Source organism: Nocardioides marmorisolisilvae, assembly GCF_003725775.1.
In the GTDB taxonomy this organism is placed as follows: Bacteria; Actinomycetota; Actinomycetes; order Propionibacteriales; family Nocardioidaceae; genus Marmoricola; species Marmoricola marmorisolisilvae.
On the sequence record NZ_RJSG01000002.1, the window covers coordinates 998,420 to 1,021,795 of the forward strand.

Annotated in this window: 25 protein-coding genes; 13 read left to right on the top strand and 12 right to left on the bottom strand. The window is 70.5% G+C overall.

Translation table 11 applies throughout. The annotated features are described in order from the left end of the window. Positions 1-70: 70 nt before the first annotated feature. Together EFL95_RS08760 and hrpA are read left to right on the top strand one after the other, a co-directional pair. Entirely contained in the window at positions 71-526 is a 456-nt protein-coding gene (locus EFL95_RS08760; RefSeq protein ID WP_123233617.1) for a hypothetical protein, read from the top strand. 121 nt (positions 527-647) lie between these two features. Next, positions 648-4,409, top strand: a complete 3,762-nt coding sequence (hrpA, locus tag EFL95_RS08765) for an ATP-dependent RNA helicase HrpA (protein ID WP_123233618.1) — start codon at positions 648-650, stop codon at positions 4,407-4,409. Here the strand turns inward: hrpA and EFL95_RS08770 are convergent. The 4 genes from EFL95_RS08770 to EFL95_RS08785 form a co-directional block, all read right to left on the bottom strand. Beyond that, the gene (locus tag EFL95_RS08770) at positions 4,400-4,768 is read right to left on the bottom strand and encodes a type II toxin-antitoxin system PemK/MazF family toxin (RefSeq protein ID WP_123233619.1); all 369 of its coding nucleotides are present in this window, start codon (positions 4,766-4,768) and stop codon (positions 4,400-4,402) included. The two genes, hrpA and EFL95_RS08770, sit on opposite strands and share 10 nt — an antisense overlap. A 1-nt stretch (position 4,769) precedes the next feature. Beyond that, complete coding sequence (locus EFL95_RS08775; protein WP_123233620.1) at positions 4,770-5,207, bottom strand: type II toxin-antitoxin system PemK/MazF family toxin; 438 nt, start codon at positions 5,205-5,207, stop codon at positions 4,770-4,772. Between the two features lie 161 nt (positions 5,208-5,368). Beyond that, entirely contained in the window at positions 5,369-6,004 is a 636-nt protein-coding gene (locus tag EFL95_RS08780; RefSeq protein WP_246004867.1) for a hypothetical protein, read from the bottom strand. A 59-nt stretch (positions 6,005-6,063) separates the two neighbouring features. After that, positions 6,064-6,810: a hypothetical protein gene (locus EFL95_RS08785; protein ID WP_123233622.1), complete on the bottom strand. Its 747-nt coding sequence runs from the start codon at positions 6,808-6,810 to the stop codon at positions 6,064-6,066. Between the two features lie 80 nt (positions 6,811-6,890). Between EFL95_RS08785 and EFL95_RS08790 the strand changes: the two genes are divergently transcribed. Beyond that, positions 6,891-8,306 (top strand): ABC transporter substrate-binding protein, encoded by a 1,416-nt coding sequence (locus tag EFL95_RS08790; protein ID WP_183407100.1) that lies wholly within the window; start codon positions 6,891-6,893, stop codon positions 8,304-8,306. Here the strand turns inward: EFL95_RS08790 and EFL95_RS08795 are convergent, their stop codons facing one another. Continuing rightward, positions 8,307-9,599 (bottom strand): HRDC domain-containing protein, encoded by a 1,293-nt coding sequence (locus EFL95_RS08795; protein WP_123233624.1) that lies wholly within the window; start codon positions 9,597-9,599, stop codon positions 8,307-8,309. A gap of 10 nt (positions 9,600-9,609) precedes the next feature. Then, complete coding sequence (locus EFL95_RS08800) at positions 9,610-10,209, bottom strand: DUF3000 domain-containing protein (protein ID WP_123233625.1); 600 nt, start codon at positions 10,207-10,209, stop codon at positions 9,610-9,612. Between the two features lie 70 nt (positions 10,210-10,279). On the opposite strand from EFL95_RS08800, the gene hemE reads away from it, so the two are divergent. After that, positions 10,280-11,317, top strand: coding sequence for a uroporphyrinogen decarboxylase (gene hemE, locus EFL95_RS08805; protein WP_123233626.1), 1,038 nt, complete (start codon positions 10,280-10,282; stop codon positions 11,315-11,317). Here the strand turns inward: hemE and EFL95_RS08810 are convergent, their stop codons facing one another. Next, on the bottom strand, positions 11,318-12,373 hold the full coding sequence (locus tag EFL95_RS08810) for a DUF4349 domain-containing protein (protein WP_123233627.1): 1,056 nt from the start codon (positions 12,371-12,373) through the stop codon (positions 11,318-11,320). 57 nt (positions 12,374-12,430) lie between these two features. Between EFL95_RS08810 and hemG the strand changes: the two genes are divergently transcribed. Then, positions 12,431-13,858, top strand: a complete 1,428-nt coding sequence (gene hemG, locus EFL95_RS08815; protein WP_246004868.1) for a protoporphyrinogen oxidase — start codon at positions 12,431-12,433, stop codon at positions 13,856-13,858. Between the two features lie 23 nt (positions 13,859-13,881). After that, positions 13,882-14,577, top strand: coding sequence for a hydrogen peroxide-dependent heme synthase (gene hemQ, locus EFL95_RS08820; protein WP_123233629.1), 696 nt, complete (start codon positions 13,882-13,884; stop codon positions 14,575-14,577). Positions 14,578-14,647: 70 nt separating this feature from the next. Here the strand turns inward: hemQ and msrB are convergent, their stop codons facing one another. Further along, on the bottom strand, positions 14,648-15,055 hold the full coding sequence (gene msrB / locus EFL95_RS08825; RefSeq protein WP_123233630.1) for a peptide-methionine (R)-S-oxide reductase MsrB: 408 nt from the start codon (positions 15,053-15,055) through the stop codon (positions 14,648-14,650). Between the two features lie 71 nt (positions 15,056-15,126). After that, positions 15,127-15,621 (bottom strand): SRPBCC family protein, encoded by a 495-nt coding sequence (locus EFL95_RS08830; protein ID WP_123233631.1) that lies wholly within the window; start codon positions 15,619-15,621, stop codon positions 15,127-15,129. A 28-nt stretch (positions 15,622-15,649) separates the two neighbouring features. On the opposite strand from EFL95_RS08830, the gene EFL95_RS08835 reads away from it, so the two are divergent. Genes EFL95_RS08835 through EFL95_RS08845 form a run of 3 tightly spaced genes read left to right on the top strand, consistent with a single transcriptional unit; the run spans position 15,650 to position 17,466 of the window. Next, positions 15,650-16,729, top strand: a complete 1,080-nt coding sequence (locus tag EFL95_RS08835; protein WP_123233632.1) for a DNA polymerase domain-containing protein — start codon at positions 15,650-15,652, stop codon at positions 16,727-16,729. Positions 16,730-16,747: 18 nt separating this feature from the next. Further along, positions 16,748-17,191, top strand: coding sequence for a PaaI family thioesterase (locus EFL95_RS08840; RefSeq protein ID WP_123233633.1), 444 nt, complete (start codon positions 16,748-16,750; stop codon positions 17,189-17,191). A 41-nt stretch (positions 17,192-17,232) separates the two neighbouring features. Further along, positions 17,233-17,466, top strand: coding sequence for a hypothetical protein (locus EFL95_RS08845; protein ID WP_148045015.1), 234 nt, complete (start codon positions 17,233-17,235; stop codon positions 17,464-17,466). 1 nt (position 17,467) lies between these two features. On the opposite strand, the gene EFL95_RS08850 is transcribed toward EFL95_RS08845, so the two are convergent. From EFL95_RS08850 to EFL95_RS08860, 3 genes are read right to left on the bottom strand one after another with little or no spacing between them, the layout of a single operon-like run. Further along, positions 17,468-17,875 carry a hypothetical protein gene (locus EFL95_RS08850; RefSeq protein WP_123233635.1) on the bottom strand — a complete coding sequence of 136 codons (408 nt, stop codon included), beginning with the start codon at positions 17,873-17,875 and terminating at the stop codon, positions 17,468-17,470. Then, positions 17,875-18,411: a hypothetical protein gene (locus tag EFL95_RS08855; protein WP_123233636.1), complete on the bottom strand. Its 537-nt coding sequence runs from the start codon at positions 18,409-18,411 to the stop codon at positions 17,875-17,877. Before EFL95_RS08855 ends, EFL95_RS08850 begins: the two co-directional genes overlap by 1 nt. Next, positions 18,408-19,490: an ATP-dependent DNA ligase gene (locus EFL95_RS08860; protein ID WP_123233637.1), complete on the bottom strand. Its 1,083-nt coding sequence runs from the start codon at positions 19,488-19,490 to the stop codon at positions 18,408-18,410. Before EFL95_RS08860 ends, EFL95_RS08855 begins: the two co-directional genes overlap by 4 nt. A gap of 54 nt (positions 19,491-19,544) precedes the next feature. Between EFL95_RS08860 and EFL95_RS08865 the strand changes: the two genes are divergently transcribed. The 4 genes from EFL95_RS08865 to EFL95_RS08880 are packed head-to-tail and all read left to right on the top strand — an operon-like array spanning position 19,545 to position 23,375. After that, complete coding sequence (locus tag EFL95_RS08865) at positions 19,545-20,372, top strand: PPK2 family polyphosphate kinase (RefSeq protein WP_123233638.1); 828 nt, start codon at positions 19,545-19,547, stop codon at positions 20,370-20,372. Further along, positions 20,369-21,136, top strand: a complete 768-nt coding sequence (locus EFL95_RS08870; protein ID WP_246004869.1) for a HipA family kinase — start codon at positions 20,369-20,371, stop codon at positions 21,134-21,136. The genes EFL95_RS08865 and EFL95_RS08870 overlap by 4 nt, the downstream gene beginning before the upstream one ends. Beyond that, positions 21,133-21,507, top strand: a complete 375-nt coding sequence (locus EFL95_RS08875; protein ID WP_123233639.1) for a DUF3037 domain-containing protein — start codon at positions 21,133-21,135, stop codon at positions 21,505-21,507. Before EFL95_RS08870 ends, EFL95_RS08875 begins: the two co-directional genes overlap by 4 nt. 35 nt (positions 21,508-21,542) lie before the next feature. After that, on the top strand, positions 21,543-23,375 hold the full coding sequence (locus EFL95_RS08880; RefSeq protein WP_183407101.1) for an asparagine synthase-related protein: 1,833 nt from the start codon (positions 21,543-21,545) through the stop codon (positions 23,373-23,375). Position 23,376: the final 1 nt, after the last annotated feature.

Below are 23,376 nucleotides of genomic sequence, written 5' to 3' on the forward strand. Positions count from 1 at the left end.
TGTCCGGTTCCGGCCACTTTCCTGGGCCGAATCACAGGTCTCTGACAGGTTTGTGGCGCACCCTGGACCCATGGCAGACAACGACGACCCGACGACCGGGCCGACCGAGGGGGACGCTGCCGCCGCTCCCGCCGAGGCGACCGCCGAGCAGACCGCGGTCGCGAGCGAGGCCGCTCCTGCGGCTCCGGCTGCGGCTCCAGCAGGACCCAAGTTCACCGACCGTGTCTGGAACTTCCGCGCGATGGTCGCGGTCGCCCTGGCCGCGCTGCTCCTGGGTGGCGGCGTGGGTGCGGCGATCACGGCGGTCAGCCACGACGACGGCCCGGACCGTCGTCCCGGCTTCGCGCGCTTCGGCGACGGCCCTCCCGGGTTCCCCGGTGGACCCGGTCGTGGTTTCGACCAGCAGCAGCGCCAGCAGTTCCGCCAGGACCTCAAGGACATGCGAAAGCGCATGAAGCAGCGCATGCAGGAGAACGGTCCCCAGACCCCGGCGCCGCCGACGCCGTCCCCGACCAAGAGCAGCTGAGCGCTGCGCCTCGCCCGGACCAGCTCATCCCCCCAGGGCTGGTCCCGGTCGACGGGCCCGCACCCGCCCTCACGTCGGCGATTGGTGCGGGCCCGTCGCTGTTGGAGAGACTGGGTCCGTTGTGCGTATCCAGTTCCCTGCCGAGCTCCCGGTCTCGGCCCGCCGCGAGGACATCGCCGAGGCGATCCGTGACCACCAGGTCGTGATCGTCGCCGGCGAGACCGGCTCGGGAAAGACCACCCAGCTCCCGAAGATCTGCCTGGAGCTCGGACGGGGCACGGACGGGAAGCTCGTCGGCCACACGCAGCCACGTCGGATCGCGGCTCGCAGCGTCGCGGAGCGGATCGCGGAGGAGCTGGGCACCGAGCTCGGCGACGTCATCGGCTACCAGGTGCGGTTCACCGACAAGACCTCCGCCGCGGGCCGGGTCAAGGTGATGACCGACGGCATCCTGCTCGCCGAGCTCCAGCACGACAAGGAGCTGCGCCGCTACGACACCCTGATCATCGACGAGGCCCACGAGCGCAGCCTGAACATCGACTTCATCCTGGGTTACCTCAAGAGGCTGCTGCCGCGCCGCCCGGACCTCAAGGTCGTGATCACCTCGGCGACCATCGACGTCGAGCGGTTCGCCGAGCACTTCGCCGTCGGCGGGAAGCCCGCGCCGATCATCGAGGTCTCCGGGCGGACCTACCCGGTCGAGGTGCGCTACCGACCGCTGGTCGCCCTTCGAGACGGCTCGTCCCTCGCCTCCTCGGGAACCGAGGAGAGGGACGACGAGGGGGAGGTCCTGGTCCGAGACCAGACCGAGGCGATCGTGGCGGCGGTCGAGGAGCTGTACGCCGAGATCGACGGCGACATCCTGGTCTTCCTGCCGGGCGAGCGGGAGATCCGGGACACCGCTGACGCGCTCAAGCGCAGGGCCGAGGGTCCACGCGGCTTCGACATCGTGCCGCTGTTCTCCCGCCTGTCGGCGGCCGAGCAGCACCGCGTCTTCGAGCAGCACTCCCGCAGGCGCGTGGTGCTGGCCACCAACGTCGCCGAGACGTCGTTGACGGTGCCGGGCATCGTCGCGGTCATCGACACCGGCGTGGCCCGGATCAGCCGGTACTCGGTGCGGACCAAGGTCCAGCGGCTGCCGATCGAGCCGATCAGCCAGGCCTCGGCCAACCAGCGCTCCGGTCGCTGCGGCCGGGTCGAGGCCGGCATCGCCGTCCGGCTCTACAGCGAGGACGACTTCGCCGCGCGGCCGGAGTTCACCGAGCCGGAGATCCTGCGCACGACCCTGGCCAGCGTGATCCTCCAGATGACCGCCCTCGGACTCGGCGAGGTCGGACGCTTCCCGTTCGTCGAGCCGCCCGACCAGCGGGCGGTGCGGTCGGGAACCGACCAGCTTCTCGAGCTGGGCGCGATCTCGACAGGCTCGATCGGCAAGGGCAGGAAGCTCACGGGCATCGGTCGTCGGCTGGCCCGGCTGCCGATTGACCCGCAGCTGGGTCGGATGCTGCTCGAGGCGGACCGGCTCGGCTGCCTGCGCGAGGTGGTCGTGATCGCCGCCGCGCTCTCCATCCAGGACCCCCGCGAGCGCCCCGCCGAGCAGCAGACCCGTGCCGACGAGATGCACGCGCGGTTCGCCGACCCGTCCTCGGACTTCCTCGCGTGGCTGAACCTCTGGGACCACCTGCGCAGCAACCAGAAGGAGCTCGGCTCGAGCGCCTTCCGGCGGATGTGCCGCAACGAGCACCTGAACTATCTGCGGGTCCGGGAGTGGCAGGACTTCGAGTCGCAGCTGCGCCAGGTCGCCCGGCAGGTGGGGCTCAAGGGCGCCCGCGAGAGGACCGGAGCCCGGGCCGACGCCGACCTGGTGCACCAGGCGCTGCTGTCCGGGCTGCTGTCCCACATCGGTCAGCGCGACCAGAGCCGGCGCGACTACCTGGGCGCTCGCGGCACCCGGTTCTCGATCTTCCCGGGCTCGGGCCTGTTCAAGAAGCAGCCAGACTTCGTGGTCGCCGCTGAGCTGGTGGAGACCTCCAAGCTGTGGGGGCGCCAGTGCGCCGCGGTCGACCCGCTCTGGGTCGAGCGCGCCGCCCAGCACCTGGTGAAGCGCACCTGGTCCGAGCCGCACTGGTCGCGCAAGCGCGCCGCCGTGCTCGCCTACGAGCGCGTGACCCTGTACGGCGTACCGCTCGTGGCAGACCGGCTCGCGAACTTCGGCGCCCAGGACCCCCCGGTGGCACGCGAGCTGTTCATCCGGCACGCGCTGGTCCAGGGGGAGTGGCACACCCGGCACCGGTTCTTCGCCACCAACCGGGAGCTGCTCGAGCAGGCCGAGGAGCTCGAGCACCGGGCCCGTCGTCGCGACCTGGTGGTCGACGAGCACACCCTGTTCGACTTCTACGACCGGGTCGTCCCCGAGGGCATCGTCTCCGGCGCGCACTTCGACGCGTGGTGGAAGCAGGAGCGCCGGCAGCGGCCGGACCTGCTCGACTTGGACCCCGCGATGCTGGTGCACGACGCGGCCTCCCAGATCGCACCGGGCGACTTCCCGGACTCCTGGCGCGAGGGATCTCAGGAGTTCGCGCTCGACTACCACTTCGAGCCCGGCGCTGAGGCCGACGGCGTGCGGGTCGACGTGCCGCTGGCGACCCTTAACCACCTAGGTCCGCAGGCGTTCAGCTGGCACGTTCCGGGGCTGCGCGAGGAGCTGGTCGTCGCGCTGCTGCGCTCGCTGCCCAAGCAGCTGCGGGTGAACTTCGTGCCGGCCCCGAACGTGGCCCGGGCGTTCCTGGCCGCCGTACCGCCCGGGGAGGAGTCGCTGCTCGAGGCACTGACGCGCTACCTGCGGGCCTCGACCGGCGTCGCGGTGCCGCCCGAGGCCTGGGACCAGGGCAAGGTCCCCGAGCACCTCAAACCGACGTTCCGGATCCTTGACGAGTCCGGTGCCGTCCTCGGTGAGGGAAAGGACCTGGAGGCGCTGAAGAAGCCGTTGCGTCCCTCCTACGAGGCGGCGGTCGCCGGTGCCGCCGAGGAGTCCGGGTTGGCGGCCACGGGTCAGCGGACCTGGACCTTCGGAGCCGTCGAGCAGTCCTTCGTCCAGGTCCGGGCCGGTCACGAGGTCCGCGGGTTCCCGGGACTGGTCGACGAGGGGACCAGCGTCGGCCTGCGCGTCTTCGCGAGCTCGGACGAGCAGCTCGCGCAGCACCGACTGGCGATCCGCCGCCTGCTGGCGCTGAACACCGGTGAGCCCGATCTCGGCGAGGGCCTGGACAACGCCACCAAGCTGGTCCTGGCCGGGTCGTCGTACCCGAACGTGAAGGCGCTGCTGGCCGACTGCGTGCTCGCGGCGCTCGGTGACCTGGCCGAGCCCGTGTGGGACGAGGCCGCGTTCGACGCGCTCCTGGTCCGTGTCCGGGCGGAGCTGCCGGCGCGGGCGGTCGCGATCCGCGACCAGGTCGTGCGGGTGCTCCGCGACGCGATGACGGTGGACCGGCTGCTGGCCGGACGGGTCGAGCTCGCGGTCCTGCCGTCGATGAACGACATGCGGGCCCACCTGGGACGGCTGACGGCTCCGGGCTTCGTCGCGCGGGCCGGCGGTGCCCGGCTCAACGACTACCCGCGCTACCTCGCGGCGCTGACCGAGCGGCACCGGCGGCTGGCGGAGTCCTCGAACCGCGACCTGGAGCTGATGGGACGGATCGCCGACTTCCAGGCCGGCTACGAGCAGCGGCTGGCCGCGCTCCCGGCGGAGAGACCGCCCGGTGAGAACCTGGCCCGCCTGGGTTGGCTGGTCGAGGAGTACCGGGTCTCGCTGTGGGCCCAGCACCTCGGCACCAGCGAACCGGTCTCCGACCAGCGCCTGCGCGCCCTCATGAATCAGGCCTGAAACCGCCGACGGGCCCGCACCACCTCGTCGAAGCGACGTTGGTCGAGCTCGGCGCCGACGCGTCGGACGTCGTAGATGCTCACCGTCAGCGTCCGGTCGACCCGGACCTCGCTCTCGCGCTCATTGCGGTCCCAGTCGCCGACGCCGAGCTCCAGCCAGACCTGACGGGCGCGCTGGGGACGATGCTCGCGACGGCTGCGCAGCTCGAGGGCAGTCACCCGGGCACCCTCGACGGCGAGCACCAGCACCGGGCGGTCCTTGCCCTCGCGGGAGTCCTGGTCATACGCGACCCAGGTCCAGACGACCTCGCCCGGGAACGGGCGACCGTCGACCGCCGGGTTGTAGTCGGGTTTGGCCATCTCAGGCCGTGCGCTCGGGCAGGTACGGCGTCACGGCCTCGATCACGCGGTCGAAGACCGGCTTGGGGAGCGCGCCGCCCTCGCGCCGCACCGTCCGAGGGTCCAGGACGAGCACCCGGTTCAGCCGGACCTCGCTCGGCCGCCGCTCGCGGTCCCAGGGCCCGGAGCCGATGTCCATCCAGAAGCGCCCGGCGCGGGCCTCCTGGGCGGCGTCGACGTCGTGGTCCTTGCTGGTCAGCGGCAGCGCCACGACCCGGGTCCGGTCGCACGCGATCACCAGGACCGGGCGGTCCTTGCCCTGGTTCGGGTCCTCCTCGTACGGGACCCAGGCCCAGACGACCTCGCCCGGGTCGGGGCGGCCGTTGCGCCGCGGTGCGTAGCGGATGCGGAGACCGTCGGGGCGGCGCGAGCGCAGGAATCGCGGAAGTCGGATCGCCATGGCAGAACGCTAACCGCCCGAGAGGTGTGCGCGCCGGACCGGGAGCGCCTCACGGCGCGTGGCCGCTCGAAGCGGCTATAGGTGGAGCCCGGGGCTTCCGCGGCCCGGCGCGTGCTCCAATTCTAGCGGGCGGACGGTCGCGGTGCCGGGTTCTGGGCCTCTCAACGCAACGAGCCGTCGAGCTCCAGGTGGGCGGCGCGCTCGAGCTGCTCGGCGAAGGTCAGCAGCTTGGCGGCGGCCAGATCGCTCGCGTACGACGACCCGGTGATCGGCTCGTCCTGGGCTCGTCCCGCGGCGGCCACCCGGGCGAAGGCCGAGGCCCGGAACAGGGTGTCGGCGTAGTCGCCGACCACGACACCGCTGAGCACCGCGTCGACCAGGCTGCGCACCTCGTCGGGGCCGGGTGGTTCCTGGACCCCGGAGATCGCCTCGGCGACCGGGGCCAGTGCGCGGCCGCGGTCGAACTCGCGGGCGGCGGTCTGCGGGTCGGCGTACACCCAGCTGCGCAGCACGTAGAGCCGCCACAGCGAGCCCGCCAGGCTCTCGGGCGCAGCCCCGGACCAGAGCTCGGCCAGCGTCTCGAGCCCCTCGGTGTCAGCCAGGTGCACCACGCGCGAGACCAGCTCGGTGTCGGCCTGGTCCCGAGCGCCGCGGACCAGAGCCGTCGCGGCCCGCTCGGCAGCCTCGGCGAGGACGGCCGGATCGGCGCCGTGGGCGGTGGTCTCGATCGCCTCGAAGTGACCGGCCCCGGGCATGGCGGGCCGGTGGTGGCGTCGCCCGGAAGAAGGTTCGGTCATGTCGCCAACCTACGCCCGAGAACCAGGACGAAGGTGGCGAACCACGCGCAGCAGGGTCCTCAGCCCTGGGTCTTGCCGAAGCCGGCGAAGAGCCTCAGCCCGGCCAGCTGGACCATCTTGGTCATCGGTTCCTCGCCGCGCGGGTAGTTGTAATCCTGACCGCTGTTGGTGATGCGCAGAACGCTGATCAACGAACCTTGGCGGACCATGCCGAACGCCTCGAACCGACCCGTCTCCTCTCCCGCGGGGTTCCAGGAGACCAGGTACCAGCGGCCGACTGCCTTGTCCGGGAGCTTCACGGCCGTCTCCGAGCCGACCTTCGGGCCCAGAGCCGCTCCGATCGTGGCCGCGCACCTGCTGCGCCACGACTCGAGCACCGACCACGCCTGGGCGGCGCTCTTCGCGTCCGGGAACCGGGCGACCAGCTGCGCGGCGCTGTCGTCGCTGTCGTCGGGTGGGAAGTAGGTGCGCTCGCCGACCTTGTCGGCGCCGATGCTCGCCAGGTCCGCCTTCGCGCAGACTCCGAAGGGCTTGCCGTCGCCGTGGCTGGAGGTGCCGTCCTGCCACTGCCAGCTGGCGTTGAGCCCGGGGACCAGGCCGGCAGGGAGGAACGCGTCCGGGATGTCGGGCAGGGTGGGGGTGCTCGTCGGGCTCGCGGAGCCGGTGGCCGACGGCGACCCGGTGCCGATCGTGACCCCGGGCGAGGTGCCCGCTGCGGGCTTCTTGGGTGCGTCGTTCTTCGACGTGCACCCGGACAGCGCGATCGTGGCGACGGCGAGCAGGGCGGCTGCGCGGGTGAATCGCATGGCGTTCAGCCTAGGGGGAGCGACATCACACTCGGCCCGAGCCCGGTCGTGCGGCGTGTCCCGCTATCGTGAAGATGCTCGTGGGGCAGGCCCTCGTGCAGGAGGGAGCTCGCAGCGTGTTCGGCGGACGTCGGGGGCCGAGGTTCAGCGCGCTCGCGCTCGTGGTCGCAGCGGTTCTCGCGGTCACGGCGGGTTGCTCGGGCGACAAGCCGAAGGCCGAGCCCACCCACAAGCCGACCCCGACCGGGCCGACGCTGCTGTCCTTCGCCGTCTACGGGCCCCCGCAGGTGATCACGGCGTACGCCAAGATCGCCGCCAGCTTCACGGCCGAGCATCCGGACACCGTGGTCAACGTGAAGCCGTACGACTCCGCGGAGGCCGCCCATGCGGCGATCGCCAAGCAGCTCGCGGACGGGGACCCGCCGGACGTCTTCCTCGCTCCGCTCACGGACCTGCCCGACCTGGTGGCGAACCACTCGGTGCGTCGGCTCGACGAGCTGCTCGGCGAGCGCAACGTCGACTTCGGCGACGGCTACCAGCGCTACTCCCTGGAAGCGTTCAGCGCCGAGAACGCCCTGCAGTGCATGCCCGTCGACGTCTCGCCGATGGTCGTCTACTACAACACCGACCTGATCCACCTGCCGCTCCTGACCACGCCGGGCAGCAAGACCATCACCTCGGAGACCGGCTGGAGCCTCGACCAGTTCGCGGCTGCCGCGCACCAGGTGAAGAAGTCCGGCTCGCGCGGCGTCTACATCGCGCCGACGCTGCAGCAGATCGCCCCGTTCATCTGGTCCGGCGGCGGCTCGTTGGTCGACCACCTGGACGAGCCGACCACGCTGACGCTCGCCGGCGGTTCGACCGAGAAGGCACTGGAGAAGCTGCTCGAGATCGTCCGCGACCCGACGATCACCTTCAGCAAGAAGCAGCTCGCCAGCCGTTCGGCGTTGCAGCGCTTCAAGTCCGGCCAGCTCGGGATGATGCTCGGCTACCGCAGCCTGACGCCGGTGCTGCGCGCGCAGCAGGGCCTGAACTTCGACGTGATGCCGATGCCCAAGGTCGGCTCGAAGGCCACCGCGGGGGAGAGCTCCGGTCTGTGCATCAGCGCGAAGTCGGCGCACCCCAACAAGACCGCCGACTTCATCGCGTACGCCGTCTCCGACGACTCCAGCGCGCTGCTCGCCGACACCGGGTACGTCGTCCCGGTGAACCTCGACGTCGCGAACTCCGACGCGTTCCTCCAGCCCGGCGACGAGCCGGCCAGCGCGGAGATCTTCAACAACACCGTGCGCAACATCCGCCGGTTCAGCAGCGCGGACACCTGGCCGTCGGTGGAGAAGAGCACCGCCACGCTGCTCAGCGACCTGTTCTACGACGCGGTGATCGACCCGCTCGACGGACGATTGAAGGCGATCGACGCCGCGTCGGCACCGTTGTTCACGCCGATCCCGACGCCCAGCGGCACGACCTCACCCTCGGCGACGCCGACCAGCTGATCAGTCCTCGTCGGGTTCGGGCTCGGCGGGTGCTGCCGCAGGTTCGGGGGTCCCGGGATTCCGGATCGCCTCGCAGATCAACGGGGTCATCAGGTCGATCTGCCACTGCCGCGCACTCAGGTCGGCGAGCTCCGCGGCGACCGCAGCGTCCAGGTCGGCGTCCGCGACCTTCGGCGGGCTCCACAGCACCCGGCGCATGTAGTCGGGGGTGAGCAGGTTCTCGACCGGGATGTTGCGGCTCTCGGCCAGCTCGGTGACCGCGGCACGGGCGGTGTTCAGGCGGGCGGCGGCGACCGGGTCGCGGTCGGCCCAGGAGCGGACCTGCGGCGGTCCGTCGGAGCGGTTCGCCACCGGCGGCAGCTCGTTCTCCGGCAGCGCGCGAGCACGCTTGAGGGCGTCGACCCAGGAGTCCAGGTAGCGCCGGGCACCGCGGCCGTGGAAGCCGGGGGTGTCCATCAGCAGCTTGCCGCTGGTCGGGAGAGCGTTGGCGGCGGCGATCACGGCTGAGTCCGGGATCAGCCGGCCGGGCGTGGTGTCCAGGTCGGCGGCGAGCTGGTCCCGCACGGTCCAGAGCTCGCGCACCGCCCCGAGCGCACGGCGGCCCTTGGCCTTGTGGATGCCCGACGTACGCCGCCACGGGTCCTGGCGCGGCGGAGGCTCGTGAGCGATCAGGTGCTCGAACTCCTGGCGGGCCCACTCGGTCTTGCCCGACTCCTCGAGCTCGGCGACCAGGACCTCGCGCAGCTCCAGCAGCACCTCGACGTCGAGGGCGGCGTACTCCAGCCACGGCTCGGGCAGCGGGCGCTTGGACCAGTCGGCCGCCGAGTGCTCCTTGCGCATCGACTTGCCGACGATCACCTCGACCAGGGTGGCCAGGCCGACCCGGGGGTAGCCGAGCAGCCGCGCGGCGAGCTCGGTGTCGAACAGCGCCGTCGGGACGAGCCCGACCTCGCGCAGGCAGGGGATGTCCTGGCTCGCGGCGTGCAGGATCCACTCCGCGTCGCCGATCGCCTCGTTCAGGTCGGCGAGGTCGTCGAAGGCGATCGGGTCGATGAGCGCGCTGCCGGCGCCCTCGCGCCGCAGCTGGATCAGGTAGGCCCGCGCGGAGTACCGGTAGCCCGATGCACGCTCGGCGTCGAGGCCGACCGGTCCGGTACCGGCGGCGACGGCGGCGACGACCGCGTCCAGGGCCTCACGGGTGTCCACGATCGGCGGCAGACCGTCGCGCAGCGTCAGCAGGGGCGCGGGTGGCGCCTCCTCGACGACCTCGGGATCAGCGGGTTCCTGCACCATCACGCGGCCACTACTCCGGGCCGCGCTGGCCGCGCCGGCTCGGCATCGTGGCGACGCCCTCGGGGACGGGGGGCAGACCAGCGGCGGTGCAGAGCAGCTCGCCCCAGGCCTCGATGTGGGCGGTCAGCTCGCCGGCCGGCGTCCAGGAAGCGCGGATCTCGATCTGCGCGGTGCCCGGCTCGGCAGCCATTCCGCCGAAGCTCTCGGAGGAGACGCTGGTGACGGTGCCCGACGGTGCGCCGTACTCGGCCCCGTGGGCCTCCAACGCCTCGGTCAGCCAGCTCCAGCCGACCTCGGCGAGCAGGGGATCGGTGACCAGCTCGGGGTCGATGTCCGCGCGGGCGTAGGCCACGCAGCGGAAGGTGCCGTCCCAGGTGTCGTTGCCGGCGGGGTCGTGCAGGATCACGATCCGCCCGGTGCCGACGTCCTCGCCCTCGACGGTGACGTCCGCCGAGATCGCCGAGGCGAACGGGGCGATCCGCTGCGGCGCCGGCATCTCCTCGGTGTAGACCTCGGGCCGGAACTTGGCCGCCCGCAGCTGCTTCACGGCGCGCTCGAACTCGGCCGGAACAGGCGTCGGCTCGATGTGCCGTTCGCGGGGGGCGGACATGGCTTCAGGTTAGGACGGTTCTGAGGATCCCGCGTCTCCGACTCGCCGCCTGACCTGCGAAGATCGGCTCATGAGTCACTCCGACCTCGCCGATTCCGCGTTCCTCCGCGCCGCCCGCGGAGAGCCGGTCCAGCACACCCCGGTGTGGTTCATGCGGCAGGCCGGACGCTCGCTCCCGGAGTACCTGAAGGTCCGCGAGGGCGTGACCATGCTCGACTCCTGCATGCAGCCCGACCTGGTCACCGAGATCACCCTCCAGCCGGTCCGGCGCTACGGCGTGGACGCGGCGATCTTCTTCTCCGACATCGTGCTGCCGCTCAAGGCGATCGGGGTCGACCTCGACATCGTGGCCGGAGTCGGCCCGGTCGTGGCGAACCCGGTGCGCACCCTGGCGGACGTCGAGGCGATCCCGGACCTCACCCCTGAGCACGTCCCGTACATCACCCAGGCCGTCCAGCAGCTCGTCGGTGAGCTCGGTGGCACCCCGCTGATCGGTTTCGCCGGCGCCCCGTTCACCGTGGCCTCCTACCTCGTCGAGGGCGGTCCCTCGAAGGAGCACGCCAAGACCAAGGCACTGATGTTCGGCGCCCCGGAGGTCTGGGACGCCCTGATGCGCAAGATCGCGGGCATCTCGGCCGCCTACCTGCACGTCCAGGTCGCGGCGGGAGCCAGCGCGGTCCAGCTCTTCGACTCCTGGGCCGGTGCAGTGACCCGTGCCGACTACGAGCGCAGCGTGCTGCCGTACTCGACGTCCGTGCTCGGTGCGATCGGCGAGACCGGGGTCCCGCGGATCCACTTCGGCGTCGGCACCGGAGAGATCCTCGACCTGATGGGTCAGGCCGGTGCCGAGGTCGTCGGTGTCGACTGGCGGGTGCCGCTGGCCGAGGGCGTACGCCGGGTCGGCGGTCGCTGCGTCCAGGGCAACCTGGACCCGACGCTGGTCTTCGCTCCCACCGAGGTGATGCTCGAGCGCGCTGACCAGGTGCTCGAGGCCGGCAAGGCTGCTCCGGGTCACATCTTCAATCTCGGCCACGGGGTCATCCCCTCGACCGACCCCGACCAGCTCGCGCGCCTGACCGACCACGTGCACCAGGTCAGCGCCCGCTGATCAGGCTGCCGGCGCCGCCTCGGCGACCGGCTTCGGCGTACGGCGCCGCCACACACCCCACGCCGGGAACCCGACCAGCGCCGCCAGGACGCCGAACGGCAGGACCGCTCCGATCCCCGTGAGCACGGCGTTCGTGCTGCTCCCCAGGTGGTCCCACCCGGACCTCAAGCCGGAGAAGAAGTCGTGGTCCTTCTTGTGCGAGGCGGCGTGCTTCGTGGACGGCACGGTCAGGTAGACGTTGATCGTCGACATCGAGGTCTGGTCGGCCAGGTACTTCTGCTGGGCCTCCAGGGAGTCGAGCTGCGCCTGACGGCGGCTGAGCTGGGACTCGATCGAGATGACCTGGTTCAGGTTGCTCGCCTGGGCCAGCAGTGCCTGGATCCGGGCGATGCTGGCGCGCTGGGTACGGATCCGGGTCCGGTTGTCGATGACCTGGGTGGTGACGTCCTCGGAGCTGCGGGAACGGCTGACCAGCTTCACGCCGTCGAGCTTCGAGATGCCGTCCATCGCCTTGCTGAAGTACTTGCTCGGGACCCGGAGCACCAGCCGCTGCCGGATGGTCTTGCCGGCCTTGTTCGCGTTCGACTGCTCGTCGTCGATGGTGCCGTTGAGCGTGTCGAGGAGCTTCTGCAGGTCGAAGCGGGCGGCGTCGATGTCCTTGCTGTGCAGCGAGATCTGGCCCTTGGAGATCACCGAGGCGGACTCCACTTCGGGCGAGGTCTTGTCGGGGGCGTTGTCGGCGGCGTCGGTGCCGGCGGCGTCGGCGCTCGCTGCCTCGGGTGCCAGCGCGTTGCTGCGGCTCAGAGATTGAGCGCTGGTGCTGAAGTCCTTGGTGACGCCTGAGTCGCCGGACGCCTCGGTGATCCCGTCGACCGGGGGTTCTGCGGGGACGGGTGCCTGGGCACTGGATCCGCCGCTCGAGCCGGTGTCGCTCTTGGCGGAGGAGGCCGGAGACGCGGACTTGTCGTTGTTGCTGCCGCTGGTGCAGGCCGCAGTCAGGGCGATCGCGGGGACCACCAGGGAAGCGATCAGGGTCTTCTTCAGCGAGGTCGTCATGGGGGTGTGACGCAGCCTGGGCGAGATCGGATCCCTCCCGATCCGTAGGCTGGTGTCGTGCCTTCCTCAGCCCCGGTGGTCGCACCGCCCCACGTCGTGGTGATCGGTGGCGGGATCGCGGGCCTCGCGGCGGCGGCGCGGCTGCACGAGGAGCGGTCCGACGTACGGATCACGGTGCTGGAGGGTTCGCCCGAGATCGGCGGGAAGCTGAAGCTCGCGGAGGTCGGCGGCGTCACGCTCGACGTCGGTGCCGAGGCGATGCTGAACCGGCGCCCGGAGGCGGTCTCGCTGGCCCGGACCTCGGGCCTCGCTGACGCCGTCGTGCACCCCGCGACGATCACCGCCCACCTCTGGACCCGTGACGAGCTGGTCGCGATGCCGCGCACCATGATGGGCATCCCCACCGACCTGCGTGCGCTGGCCGACTCCGGCGTCATCTCCAAGCCGGGCATGGCCCGCGCGGCGATGGACGCGGTGCTCCCAGGTACCTCGTTGGAGGGCCGGGACACCAGCATCGGCGGTCTGGTCGAGGAGCGTTTCGGCAAGGAGGTCGTCGACCGGCTCGTCGAGCCGCTGCTCGGCGGTGTCTACGCCGGGCACGCCCGCGAGATCTCGGCCCGCGCCGCCGTGCCGCAGGTGGTGGCGCTGCTCGACCGTGATCGCTCGCTCGGCAAGGCCGCGGCGCGGGCGACGTCCGGGCCGGTCAGTGACGTCCCCGTGTTCGCCGGGATCGTCGGCGGGGTCGGACGACTGCCCGGTGCTGTCGCGAAGGTCAGCGGGGCGACGATCACGACCGACGCCCCGGTCCGCGACCTGGCCCGGCGTCCCGACGGGGGCTGGAACCTCGTCGTGGGTTCGGCCGACGACCCGCAGCTGCTCCAGGCCGACGCCGTCATCGTGGCCACGCCCGCGCGGACGACCGCACGACTGCTCAGCGACGTCGCGCCGGGTGCCGCCCTGGAGCTGGCGCGGATCGAGTACGCCTCGGTGGCCCTGGTGACGATGGCGTTCGCGGCCCGCGACTTCCCGTCCGTGGACGGTTCGGGCTTCCTGGTGCCGCCGGTGGAGAAGCGCGCGATCAAGGCCGCGACGTTCTCCTTCGCCAAGTGGGACTGGGTCCGCGAGGCCGGCGCAGGGGAGCACGGCGTCGTGGTGATGCGCTGCTCGCTCGGCCGGCACCGCGAGGAGCACCAGCTTCAGGCCAGCGACGAGGAGCTGGTCGAGATCGCGTTGACCGACCTGGCGGACGCCATCGGCCTCTCGGTGCGGCCGATCGACACCCACGTGCAGCGCTGGGGCGGCGGGCTGCCGCAGTACGCGGTCGGACACCTGGACCGGGTCGCGTCGATCCGTCAGGAGATCAGCCGGCTGCCGGGCCTGGAGGTCTGCGGTGCGGCGTACGACGGGCTCGGGATCCCCGCGTGCATCGCCTCGGCGCACCTCGCCGTCGCGTCCCTGCTGGCGGACCTGCCTGCGCGCGTCTGAGCGTCTCTTGGGAGGATGGACCCATGTCGAAGGTGAAGAAGGCCCGCGAGATCAACGACATGGTGCGCTACACCATGTGGTCGGTCTTCCGGCTGCGTGAGACGTACGGCATCGCCGACCGGGCGACCGAGATCGCCGAGGTCGAGGCTTTGTTCGCCAAGCTCGACGACGCCGACGTGACGATCCGCGGTACCTACGACGTCGCCGGTCTCCGGGCTGATGCCGACGTGATGATCTGGTGGCACGCCGAGACCTCCGACGAGCTCCAGGACGCGTACCACGGGTTCCGTCGTACGGCGTTCGGCCGGCGGCTCGACCCGGTCTGGTCGCAGATGGCCCTGCACCGGCCGGCCGAGTTCAACAAGAGCCACGTCCCCGCGTTCCTCGCCGACGAGGAGGTCAAGCCCTACGTCTGCGTCTACCCGTTCGTGCGCTCCTACGAGTGGTACCTGCTCGAGGACGCCGAGCGCCGCCGCCTCCTGGCCGAGCACGGCCAGATGGCGCGCGACTACCCGGACGTCCGGGCCAACACCGTGTCGTCGTTCGCGCTCGGTGACTACGAGTGGATGCTGGCCTTCGAGGCTGACGAGCTCTACCGGATCGTGGACCTGATGCGGCACCTGCGTGGGTCGGAGACCCGCCGCCACGTGCGCGAGGAGATCCCGTTCTACACCGGCCGCCGGCTGGAGCCGGCCGACCTCATCGACCGCCTGCCGTAACGCGAGATTCTGAGCGATCTGGCTGCGTTTCGAGCCGCAGCCCGACCATTTCGCGCAGAACCGCGCAGGCTCATTCCTCCGCGGGCTCCAGCGTCAGGCTGATCGAGTTGATGCAGTAGCGCTGGTCGGTCGGGGTGTCGTACCCCTCGCCCTCGAACACGTGGCCCAGGTGCGAGCCGCAGTTGCCGCACCGCACTTCGGTGCGGGTCATGCCCAGGGTCTTGTCGACGATGTACTCGACCCGGTCCTCGGCCAGCGGGGTGTAGAACGAGGGCCAGCCGCAGTGCGAGTCGAACTTGTTGTCGGAGCGGAAGAGCTCGCTGCCGCAGGCGCGACACTTGTAGACGCCGACGGTCTTGGTGTCGGTGTACTCACCGGTGAACGGACGCTCCGTACCCGCCTGGCGCAGCACGTTGTACTCGGCGGGGGAGAGCTGCTCGCGCCACTCCTCCTCGGACTTCTCGACCTGGTATCCCATGTGACCAGCGTACGGAGTCAGACCAGGCCCACGAGGGGTCAGGAGGTTACGGAACCAGGACGTCAGACCCATCAGGCTTCGAAGTCTGCCTTCAGGTTCTTCAAGGTCCGACCGATGTTGCCGACCTGGAACTTGTAGAACCGACTGCCGGTCGCGACCTTGTCGAATCCGGCGGCGAACCAGTCCGGCCACCAGGAGCGGTGGTCGGTCCACGTCTCGGTGACCCTGGTCCCGCTTCCGACGGGCTCGAAGGTGTAGGTCCAGTTGGCGATCTTGCCGCGCAGCCACGGTGCCCGTACGCCGATCGCCTGGACGTCGAACGAGAAGACCTGACCTGGCTCGGACGCGGTCACCGTGCAGCGGGTGATCCATCGGGCAGGTCCCCGCTTGTTGCGCCCGGTGAAGACGTCGCCGGTGGCGAGGATGCGGCCGGCGCCGTCAGGGGCACCGGTGTTCTCCGGGCTCCAGCGCGGCATGTTCGCGGGGTCGGCCACCTGGGTCCAGATGGCTTCCGGCGAGGCGGAGACGTCGACCGAGTCGGTCACGGTCATAGGTCGTCGTGGCATGTCGGCGAGTGTAGTTAAGGTCGGTGCCATGGCCACTCCTGCCGCCGAGGTGATCGCCGGGGATCGTGCTGTCCGGGTCTCCAGTCCCGACCGCGTCATCTACCCGGCGACCGAGTCCACGCCCGAGGTGACCAAGCTGATGGTCGCGGAGTTCTTCGCGGGTGTCGGGGACGGCCTGATGCGGGCGCTGCGCAACCGCCCGACCGCGCTGGAGCGCTGGCCCAAGGGCGTCCAGCCGGGCATCAAGCTCGGCACCGGCCGGCCGGGGGAGAAGGCTGACGCGTTCTACCAGAAGCGGGTGCCCATGGGCGCGCCCGACTACCTCGAGGACTGCCAGGTCACCTTCCCCTCGGGACGGACCGCCAAGGAGGTGTGCCCGACCGAGATCGCCGTACCGGTCTGGTGCGCGCAGATGGGCACGCTGACCTTCCACCCGTGGCCGGTACGCCGCGACGACGTGGACCGACCCGACGAGCTGCGCATCGACCTCGACCCGCAGCCAGGCACCGGCTTCAGCGACGCGGTGCGCGTGGCGGGGGTCGCCAAGGAGCTGCTCGACGACCTCGGACTGGTGGGGTTCCCGAAGAGCTCGGGCAACCGGGGTGTGCACATCTACGTGCGGATCGAGCCGCGCTGGGACTTCACCGACGTCCGCCACGCGGCGATCGCGTTCGGCCGCGAGCTGGAGAAGCGCGACGACCAGGTCACGACCGCCTGGTGGAAGGAGGAGCGCGGCGAGCGCATCTTCGTGGACTTCAACCAGAACTCGCGCGACCGGACGATCGCCTCGGCGTACTCGCTGCGGCCGCTGCCCGGTGCGCCGGTCTCCACCCCGATGACCTGGGAGGAGCTCGCCGGTGTGAAGGACCCGAAGGTCTGGAACCTGTTCACCGTCCCGGAGCGGATGACCGATGGCGACCCGTGGGCCGGGATCGACGACGTGGCGAACTCGCTGCAGCCGCTGCTGGACTGCTGGGAGGCCCAGGGCGCGGTCGAGCTGAACTACCCGCCGGACTACCCCAAGATGCCCGGCGAGCCGCCCCGGGTGCAGCCGTCCAAGAAGGTCGCCGCGCACTGGGACGAGGACGGCAACCGCATCGAGGAGTAGAGCCGCTATCTTCGGCGCATGACTGACGTGCTGACCGAGCAGACCGAGATGGTGCACGCCGTGGTGCCGATCCTGGGGCAGATGGGCCTGGAGGTCCTGGTGGCAGAGCCAGGGCGGGCAGCAGCCCGGATCCCGACCGGGCCGAACGTGAACCACTTCGGCGTCGCGTACGCCGGCTCGCTGTTCTCCGTCGCCGAGATGCTCGGCGGGATCATCGGCGGCTTCTTCCAGGTCCCGGGAGCGATCCCGATCGTGAAGCGCCTGGAGATCGACTTCACCCGGCCGGCGATGACGGCTGCGACCGCCAGCACGACGCTGTCGGAGGAGGAGCAGGCTCGGGTCCAGTCGGAGGCGACGGAAACCGGCAAGGCCAACTTCGAGCTGCTCACCGAGGTCGTGGGGGAGGACGGGACCGTCGTCGCCAGGACGCACGGGTTCTACCAGCTGCGCGTGATGGGCTGATTCGAACAAGCGTTCGAACAACTGTCCTACGATGGGCTCCCATGGAGCCCGCCCAGCCCGCCCGCGTGCGACACGTGTGGGTGCTCGGTGCGTTCAACGCCGCTCCGCGCCCGGGCTTGGTCATCGCCTGGCGCCAGGTCGCGCAGCTGGCGGGTCCGAGCCTGTGGCAGGCGATGGTCGTGCACGTCGACGACCGGTACGGCACCACCCAGGCTGAGTGGGTCTTCGCGAACTACCTGGTGCCGGTGAAGTCCAAGCCGCCGGCGATTCCCTGAGTCAGGGGATCCGCTTGCCCAGGAACGGGTCCTCGCCGCGCTGGTAGGCCGCCGCGATGTCGCGGATGCGCTCCTCGGAGTCCCGCCAGCCCCGGACCTTCTCGACCCCGAGCAGCTCGTTGCCGTGGGTGGCCTCGACGATCCAGGGCAGCACCCAGAAGACGCGCAGCAGCGCGAGGATCGGGATCAGCAGCACCAGGACCACGACCAGCTCGAAGCCGAAGAAGATGATGCTGCCGAACAGGACGACCAGGATCGCGAAGATCAGCCCGAAGACGATGCCCTCGATGCCGTCGGTGAGGTCCATCGCCTCGAGCGCGTTCCCCGAGACGTCACGCTTCTTCACCTTCCAGGGGAACCACCGCCGCTGAACGTTGATGCCGCGACCGTCCATCGCCGAGATCAGCATCAGAGCCCGCTGATCCCTTCGCCCTCACCGGCCTGCTCGTCGAAGGTCTCGTGCTCGAGCAGGTGCAGCACCGGGACGCCGAGCTTGCGGCGCGCACGCGAGGTCCAGTCGAGGTGGAAGAACTCCGAGACCACGTGCGGGCGGGTGAGGATGATCGCCTCGCGGGCGTCGACCTCGGTGACCTTGCCGGCCAGTCCCTGGATCGGGTCGACCGAGATCAGGTCGCCGACAGCCTTGCCTCCGGCCGCCTCGATCGCCGCGACCGACGACTTCACCGCCTCGCGGGCCACGTCGAGCAGGTCGTTCTGCAGGCTCTGCAACGACTCCGGGTCGCTGAGCAGGGTCGGCGCGGACAGCACCTCGCCGGTCGCGAGGGTCCCCATGCCTGCTTCGATGCGCGCCGCGCTGTCCTCGACCGGGACGAGCACGTGGTACAGAACCGGGTCCTCGATGTCCTCGTGCAGGCTGCGGACCTGCTGCGCGTCCTGGGCGGTCAGCGCCTGCTCCACCAGGAGCACCACGTCGTAGTCGCTCATCCCAACACCTTAGTCAGGTCGTAGCTCACCGGCTCCTCCAGCTGTTCATAGGTGCACGACTCCGGGTCACGGTCCAGCCGCCAGTGCTTGAACTGCGCGGTGTGCCGGAACCGGCGGCCCTCCATGTGCTCGTAGCCGACCTCGAGCACCCGCTCGGGTCGCAGCGGCGTGAAGGACAGGTCCTTGCCCTGGCTCCAGCGCGACTGGGTACCAGGCACCCGGTCGGGGTTGGCGGTCAGGAACTCCTGCCACTTGCCCCACGGGTGGTCCGACAGCGGCACCACCAGCGGCTGGAGCTCCTCGATCAGCTCGGCGCGGCGGGCCTCGGTGAAGGAGGCCGCGACCCCGACGTGCTGGAGCTCGCCGTCGGCGTACAGGCCGAGCAGCAGGCTGCCCAGCAGCGGCCGCTCCGGCGTGGAGTTCTTGTGCTCGCGGTAACCGGCGACGACGACGTCGGCGGTCCGGGCGTGCTTGATCTTGAGCATCGTGCGCGCGTTCTGCTGGTACGGCGCCGACATCGGCTTGGCGACCACGCCGTCCAGGCCGGCGCCCTCGAACTGCTCGAACCAGCCCTCCGCCTCGGTCGGGTCCAGGGTCGTCCGGGTCAGGTGCACGGGACCGGACAGGCCGGTCAGCGCCTTCTCCATCCGGGAGCGCCGCTCGCTGAAGGGGAGGGGCGTCAGGTCCTCGTCGCCGAGGGCGAGCATGTCGAAGGCGACGAAGCTGGCGGGGGCCTCGACCGAGAGCAGCTTGATCCGCGACGCCGCGGGGTGGATTCGTTCCTGCAGCACCTCGAACTCGAGGCGAGGACCGATCGCGACGAAGAGCTCACCGTCCAGGACGCAGCGCTCCGGCAGCTGCGCGGCCAGGGCCTCGACCACCTCCGGGAAGTACCGGGTCAACGGCTTGGTGTTGCGCGAGGTCAGCTCGACCTCGTCGCCGTCCTTGAACACGATGCACCGGAAGCCGTCCCACTTCGGTTCGAAGGAGAGCCCGCCGTCGAACTTGGCCGGGTCCGGGATGCCCTTCACCGACTTGGCGAGCATCGGCTGGACGGGCGGCATCACCGGGAGATCCATGCCGGTGAGCCTAGCCGTGCGCCCCGACATCGCGAGGATGGATAACCTCGGCCCATGGCGCTGCGCGACGAGCTCAGATTCCGGGGAAGCCTGGCCGACCATCCGACCGACGGCACGCCGGGGTTCGACGGCGGCAAGAAGGATGCCGAGAAGGAGCTGCCCGAGCTCGGCCCGGAGATGGCCGACCTTCAGGAGAAGCTCTTCGCCCACGGCTACACCGAAGGCAAGCAACGCCTCCTGCTGGTGCTCCAGGGCATGGACACCTCCGGCAAGGGCGGGATCCTCTCGCATGCGGTCGGCCTGCTCGACCCGGGCGGGATGCACCTGAAGTCGTTCAAGAAGCCGACCAGGGAGGAGCTCTCGCACGACTTCCTCTGGCGGATCGAGCGCGAGGTGCCGGCCGCGGGCGAGATCGGCATCTTCGACCGTTCGCACTACGAGGACGTGCTCGTGGTCAAGGTCCACCAGCTCACCGACGCACCTGAGATCGAGCGCCGCTACGACGCCATCAACGCCTTCGAGAAGAACCTCGTCGACTCCGGCACCGTGATCGTGAAGTGCATGCTGCACATCTCCAAGGAGACCCAGAAGGAGCGCCTGCTCGCGCGGCTCGACGACCCGACGAAGCAGTGGAAGTTCAAGCCCGAGGACGTCGACGAGCGCGGCTACTGGGACGACTACCAGAAGGCGTACGAGATCGCGCTCGAGCGCTGCAACACCGACCACGCCCCGTGGTTCGTCATCCCGAGCGATCGCAAGTGGTACCGCAACTGGGCGATCGGTCGGCTGCTGCGCGACCACCTGGCGGCGATGAACCTCGACTGGCCGGCGCCCGACTACGACATCGCGGAGCAGCGCGCCCGGCTGGAGGACGAGAAGTGAGCGGCCTGCCCCGGGTGACCGCCACCAGGTTCGTCACCCCGCTGCGGGAGGGCGGGTCGCTGCCCGGCATCGTCGAGGCGGACGACCTGGGCACCTATGTCTGCAAGTTCCGCGGCGCCGGCCAAGGTCTCCCGGTGCTGGTCGCCGAGGTGATCGTGAGCGGTCTGGCCGAGGCGCTCGGCCTGAAGACCCCGAGCCTGGTCGAGGTGGACCTGACCGAGCCGATCGCACGCTACGAGGCCGACGAGGAGGTCCAGGACCTGCTGAACGCCAGCCTCGGGCTCAACCTCGGGGTGGACTTCCTGCCGGGCTCCTTCGGGTTCGACTCGGGCGTCGAGGTCGACTCCACCTACGCCGCCACGGTGATGTGGCTGGACGCGTACGTCGCCAACGTCGACCGAAGCTGGCGCAACCCGAACCTGCTGGTGTGGCACGGCGACGTCTGGGTGATCGACCACGGGGCCTCCCTGTACTTCCACCACGGCTGGGCGGGCGGGCTCACGGATCCTCAGCGGTTCGCCGAGCAGCCGTGGTCGGCCGACGACCACGTCCTCGGCGCGCACCTGGATGCGGTGGCGCGCCTGGATGTCGAGCTCGGAGCCCGGATCACCGACGCTGTTCTGGATGAGATCCTCGGCCGGGTCCCCGACGAGTGGCTGGTCGGACCGGTGAGCCCGGCCGAGATGCGGGCGGCGTACCGGGCGTTCCTGGTGGCTCGTCGCGACGGCAACCGCAGCTGGCTCCCCAAGCGGGGTGCGGCATGAGCCCGTACCAATACGTCGTGCTGCGCTGCGTCCCGCGGATCGACCGTGAGGAGTTCGTGAACGTCGGGGTGGTGCTCTACTGCCAGGCTGGCGACTTCCTGGACGCGCGCTGGCACGTCGACCGCGACCGGATCCAGGCGCTCGACTCGGCGGTCGACCTCGATGCTCTCTGCGAACGGCTCACCTTCATCGACGGCGTGTGCCGGGGCGACGCCTCGCTGGGCGACGTGGCCAGCGGTGACCTCGGGACTCGGTTCGGCTTCCTCAAGGCGCCGCGGTCGACGGTCGTGCAGCCCGGCCCGGTGCACGGCGGCATCACTGCGGACCCTGCGGCTGAGCTGGAGCGACTCCTCGGCCAGCTCGTCCGGTAGAGGCGCGTTGATTCGTGCGTACCTACCTTCTCGCCGTGTCTAAGAGCGGATCGCCCCTGCCGTCGCTCGACCAGGTCGACCGGGTGGCCCGGGCGAGCCTGCCGTTCCGTACGACGGGATGCGATGCGTCGTGGTCCGCTGAAGACGGTCTCGCCGGGCTGTGGGTGTGGCACAACGAGCAGTCAGACGCCGCGAAGCCACTGAACCTTCATCCGGACGGTGCTGAGGGCTGGTCGGGCTACTTCGTCGGGTCACCGGATCGTCGCGAGCCCAGTGCCACGGGTGGAGTCTGGGCGCACTTCCACGTCACGGCGCAGGGTGCGGTGGCAACCTCGTGCGCTTCCGGAACAGAACAAGTCTTCTACGCCGAGAGCGCACAGCACGTGGTCGTCGGCACCCGCGCACAGCTGGTGGCTCTCGCCGCCTTCGGTGAACAGCTCGTTCTCGACACCGCTGGGCTGGCCGCGATCGTGAATGCTGGTTTCAGCACGACCGACCGCACCATCTTCGACGGTGTACGTGTGCTCCGCCCGGGCTGGAGAATCGTCGCGACTCAGGGAGCAGGCGTCGTCCTTGAGCCGGCGGTCTCGGCTGACTTCGACGGATCGGCCGGACAGGCACTGATCGCTTCGGTGTCCGGGCTTCCCGCGACAGCGAGCACGATCCGGCTGGGCCTGACTGGTGGTCGCGACTCACGCCTCCTCGCGGGGCTGCTGGTCAAGGCAGGTGTTCCGGTCCGCGCTTACACCGCGGGCGACGAAGCCGACCCGGACGTGGTGATCGCCCGTCGCGTCGCGGAGGTGCTTGGCATCGAGCACTCGGTGACCGGCCCGCGCGGATCCAATGCGCGCGGCGACAATCTCGAGGTCGACCCGCGGGCGCGGGTGCGCGAGGCCGTCGCCCTGGGAGAGGGCATGCTCGGGGCCTACGACCGGGTCGGGCGCATCGACGAGTCCTTCAAGCCGGCTCTCATCCCGTTCTCGGGCAGCGGCGGCGAGATCCTCCGTGGCTACTACGCGAACGCACTGCACGGCGCGGAACTGCCCGACGTCGCGCGACGGGTGCTGCGCAGACGCGCCCTGGCGCAGGAGAAGCTGCTGACCGCGGACGCCAAGCAGCAGTACCTGGCAGACCTCCAGGACTGGATGGACGCTGTCGTGCGCGCTCCCGGGCTGGCGCTGTCCGACTTCTACCTGCGGCAGCGAACGGCTCGCTGGTCCGGCGCCGCCCGCGGATCGTCCTCGATGGGCTCCCTCGCCTGGCGCCCGTTCTTCGATCATCACGTCGTGCAGGCGGTGCAGGCCGTGCCACTCGCCGAGCGCACCAGCGAACGGTTCTTCGCCTCCCTGATCGACGAGCTGGTGCCGGAACTCGCCGATGTGCCCTTCGTCGGCAAGCGCTGGGCGTTTGAGGAGCTGCCGCCCTCCGATCCAGGTGAGCGTGCACGCTGGGTGCAGCGAGCACCGCTGAAGGGTGCGCACGGCGAAGGACCCAGCTTCAACTGGCGAACCGATCTCGCGGAGGTTCGTGCGGAACTCGGCTCCATCGTCGAGTCCGCTCCCGACGCGTTCTGGGCCGTGGTCGACCACCAAGCCGTCGACCGGTACTTGCAGCGAGTGCCCACGGCGGACCGAACGCAGACGGTGCCACTCTGGAACCTCGCTACCGTCGCTCACGCCGTGGCGAGCTCCGTAGAACTGGGTGAGGAGAAGTTCTCTCCGGCACCCACAGCGATCCACGTTCGCCGATCGTCGGGTGAAGCGCCGACGGCACCCCGGATCACGCTTTCCGCGTACTCACGTGCTGCCGCGAAGCGCGTCTATCTGCGACTGGCGTCGGCCAGAGCGGCCTTCAGCCGACGACGCTGAT

Excerpts from the sequence above, each read along its gene's own strand:
- EFL95_RS08855 (WP_123233636.1), bottom strand. The coding sequence starts at position 18,411 with ATGAGCGACTACGACGTGGTGCTCCTGGTGGAGCAGGCGCTGACCGCC.
- EFL95_RS08775 (WP_123233620.1), bottom strand. The coding sequence starts at position 5,207 with ATGGCGATCCGACTTCCGCGATTCCTGCGCTCGCGCCGCCCCGACGGT.
- EFL95_RS08810 (WP_123233627.1), bottom strand. The coding sequence starts at position 12,373 with ATGACGACCTCGCTGAAGAAGACCCTGATCGCTTCCCTGGTGGTCCCC.
- EFL95_RS08835 (WP_123233632.1), top strand. The coding sequence starts at position 15,650 with ATGGCCACTCCTGCCGCCGAGGTGATCGCCGGGGATCGTGCTGTCCGG.
- hemE (WP_123233626.1), top strand. The coding sequence starts at position 10,280 with ATGAGTCACTCCGACCTCGCCGATTCCGCGTTCCTCCGCGCCGCCCGC.
- EFL95_RS08785 (WP_123233622.1), bottom strand. The coding sequence starts at position 6,810 with ATGCGATTCACCCGCGCAGCCGCCCTGCTCGCCGTCGCCACGATCGCG.
- EFL95_RS08760 (WP_123233617.1), top strand. The coding sequence starts at position 71 with ATGGCAGACAACGACGACCCGACGACCGGGCCGACCGAGGGGGACGCT.
- EFL95_RS08800 (WP_123233625.1), bottom strand. The coding sequence starts at position 10,209 with ATGTCCGCCCCCCGCGAACGGCACATCGAGCCGACGCCTGTTCCGGCC.
- EFL95_RS08865 (WP_123233638.1), top strand. The coding sequence starts at position 19,545 with ATGGCGCTGCGCGACGAGCTCAGATTCCGGGGAAGCCTGGCCGACCAT.
- EFL95_RS08780 (WP_246004867.1), bottom strand. The coding sequence starts at position 6,004 with ATGACCGAACCTTCTTCCGGGCGACGCCACCACCGGCCCGCCATGCCC.
- EFL95_RS08795 (WP_123233624.1), bottom strand. The coding sequence starts at position 9,599 with ATGGTGCAGGAACCCGCTGATCCCGAGGTCGTCGAGGAGGCGCCACCC.
- EFL95_RS08770 (WP_123233619.1), bottom strand. The coding sequence starts at position 4,768 with ATGGCCAAACCCGACTACAACCCGGCGGTCGACGGTCGCCCGTTCCCG.
- hemQ (WP_123233629.1), top strand. The coding sequence starts at position 13,882 with ATGTCGAAGGTGAAGAAGGCCCGCGAGATCAACGACATGGTGCGCTAC.
- EFL95_RS08875 (WP_123233639.1), top strand. The coding sequence starts at position 21,133 with ATGAGCCCGTACCAATACGTCGTGCTGCGCTGCGTCCCGCGGATCGAC.
- EFL95_RS08830 (WP_123233631.1), bottom strand. The coding sequence starts at position 15,621 with ATGCCACGACGACCTATGACCGTGACCGACTCGGTCGACGTCTCCGCC.
- EFL95_RS08845 (WP_148045015.1), top strand. The coding sequence starts at position 17,233 with ATGGAGCCCGCCCAGCCCGCCCGCGTGCGACACGTGTGGGTGCTCGGT.
- EFL95_RS08860 (WP_123233637.1), bottom strand. The coding sequence starts at position 19,490 with ATGGATCTCCCGGTGATGCCGCCCGTCCAGCCGATGCTCGCCAAGTCG.
- EFL95_RS08840 (WP_123233633.1), top strand. The coding sequence starts at position 16,748 with ATGACTGACGTGCTGACCGAGCAGACCGAGATGGTGCACGCCGTGGTG.
- msrB (WP_123233630.1), bottom strand. The coding sequence starts at position 15,055 with ATGGGATACCAGGTCGAGAAGTCCGAGGAGGAGTGGCGCGAGCAGCTC.
- EFL95_RS08850 (WP_123233635.1), bottom strand. The coding sequence starts at position 17,875 with ATGCTGATCTCGGCGATGGACGGTCGCGGCATCAACGTTCAGCGGCGG.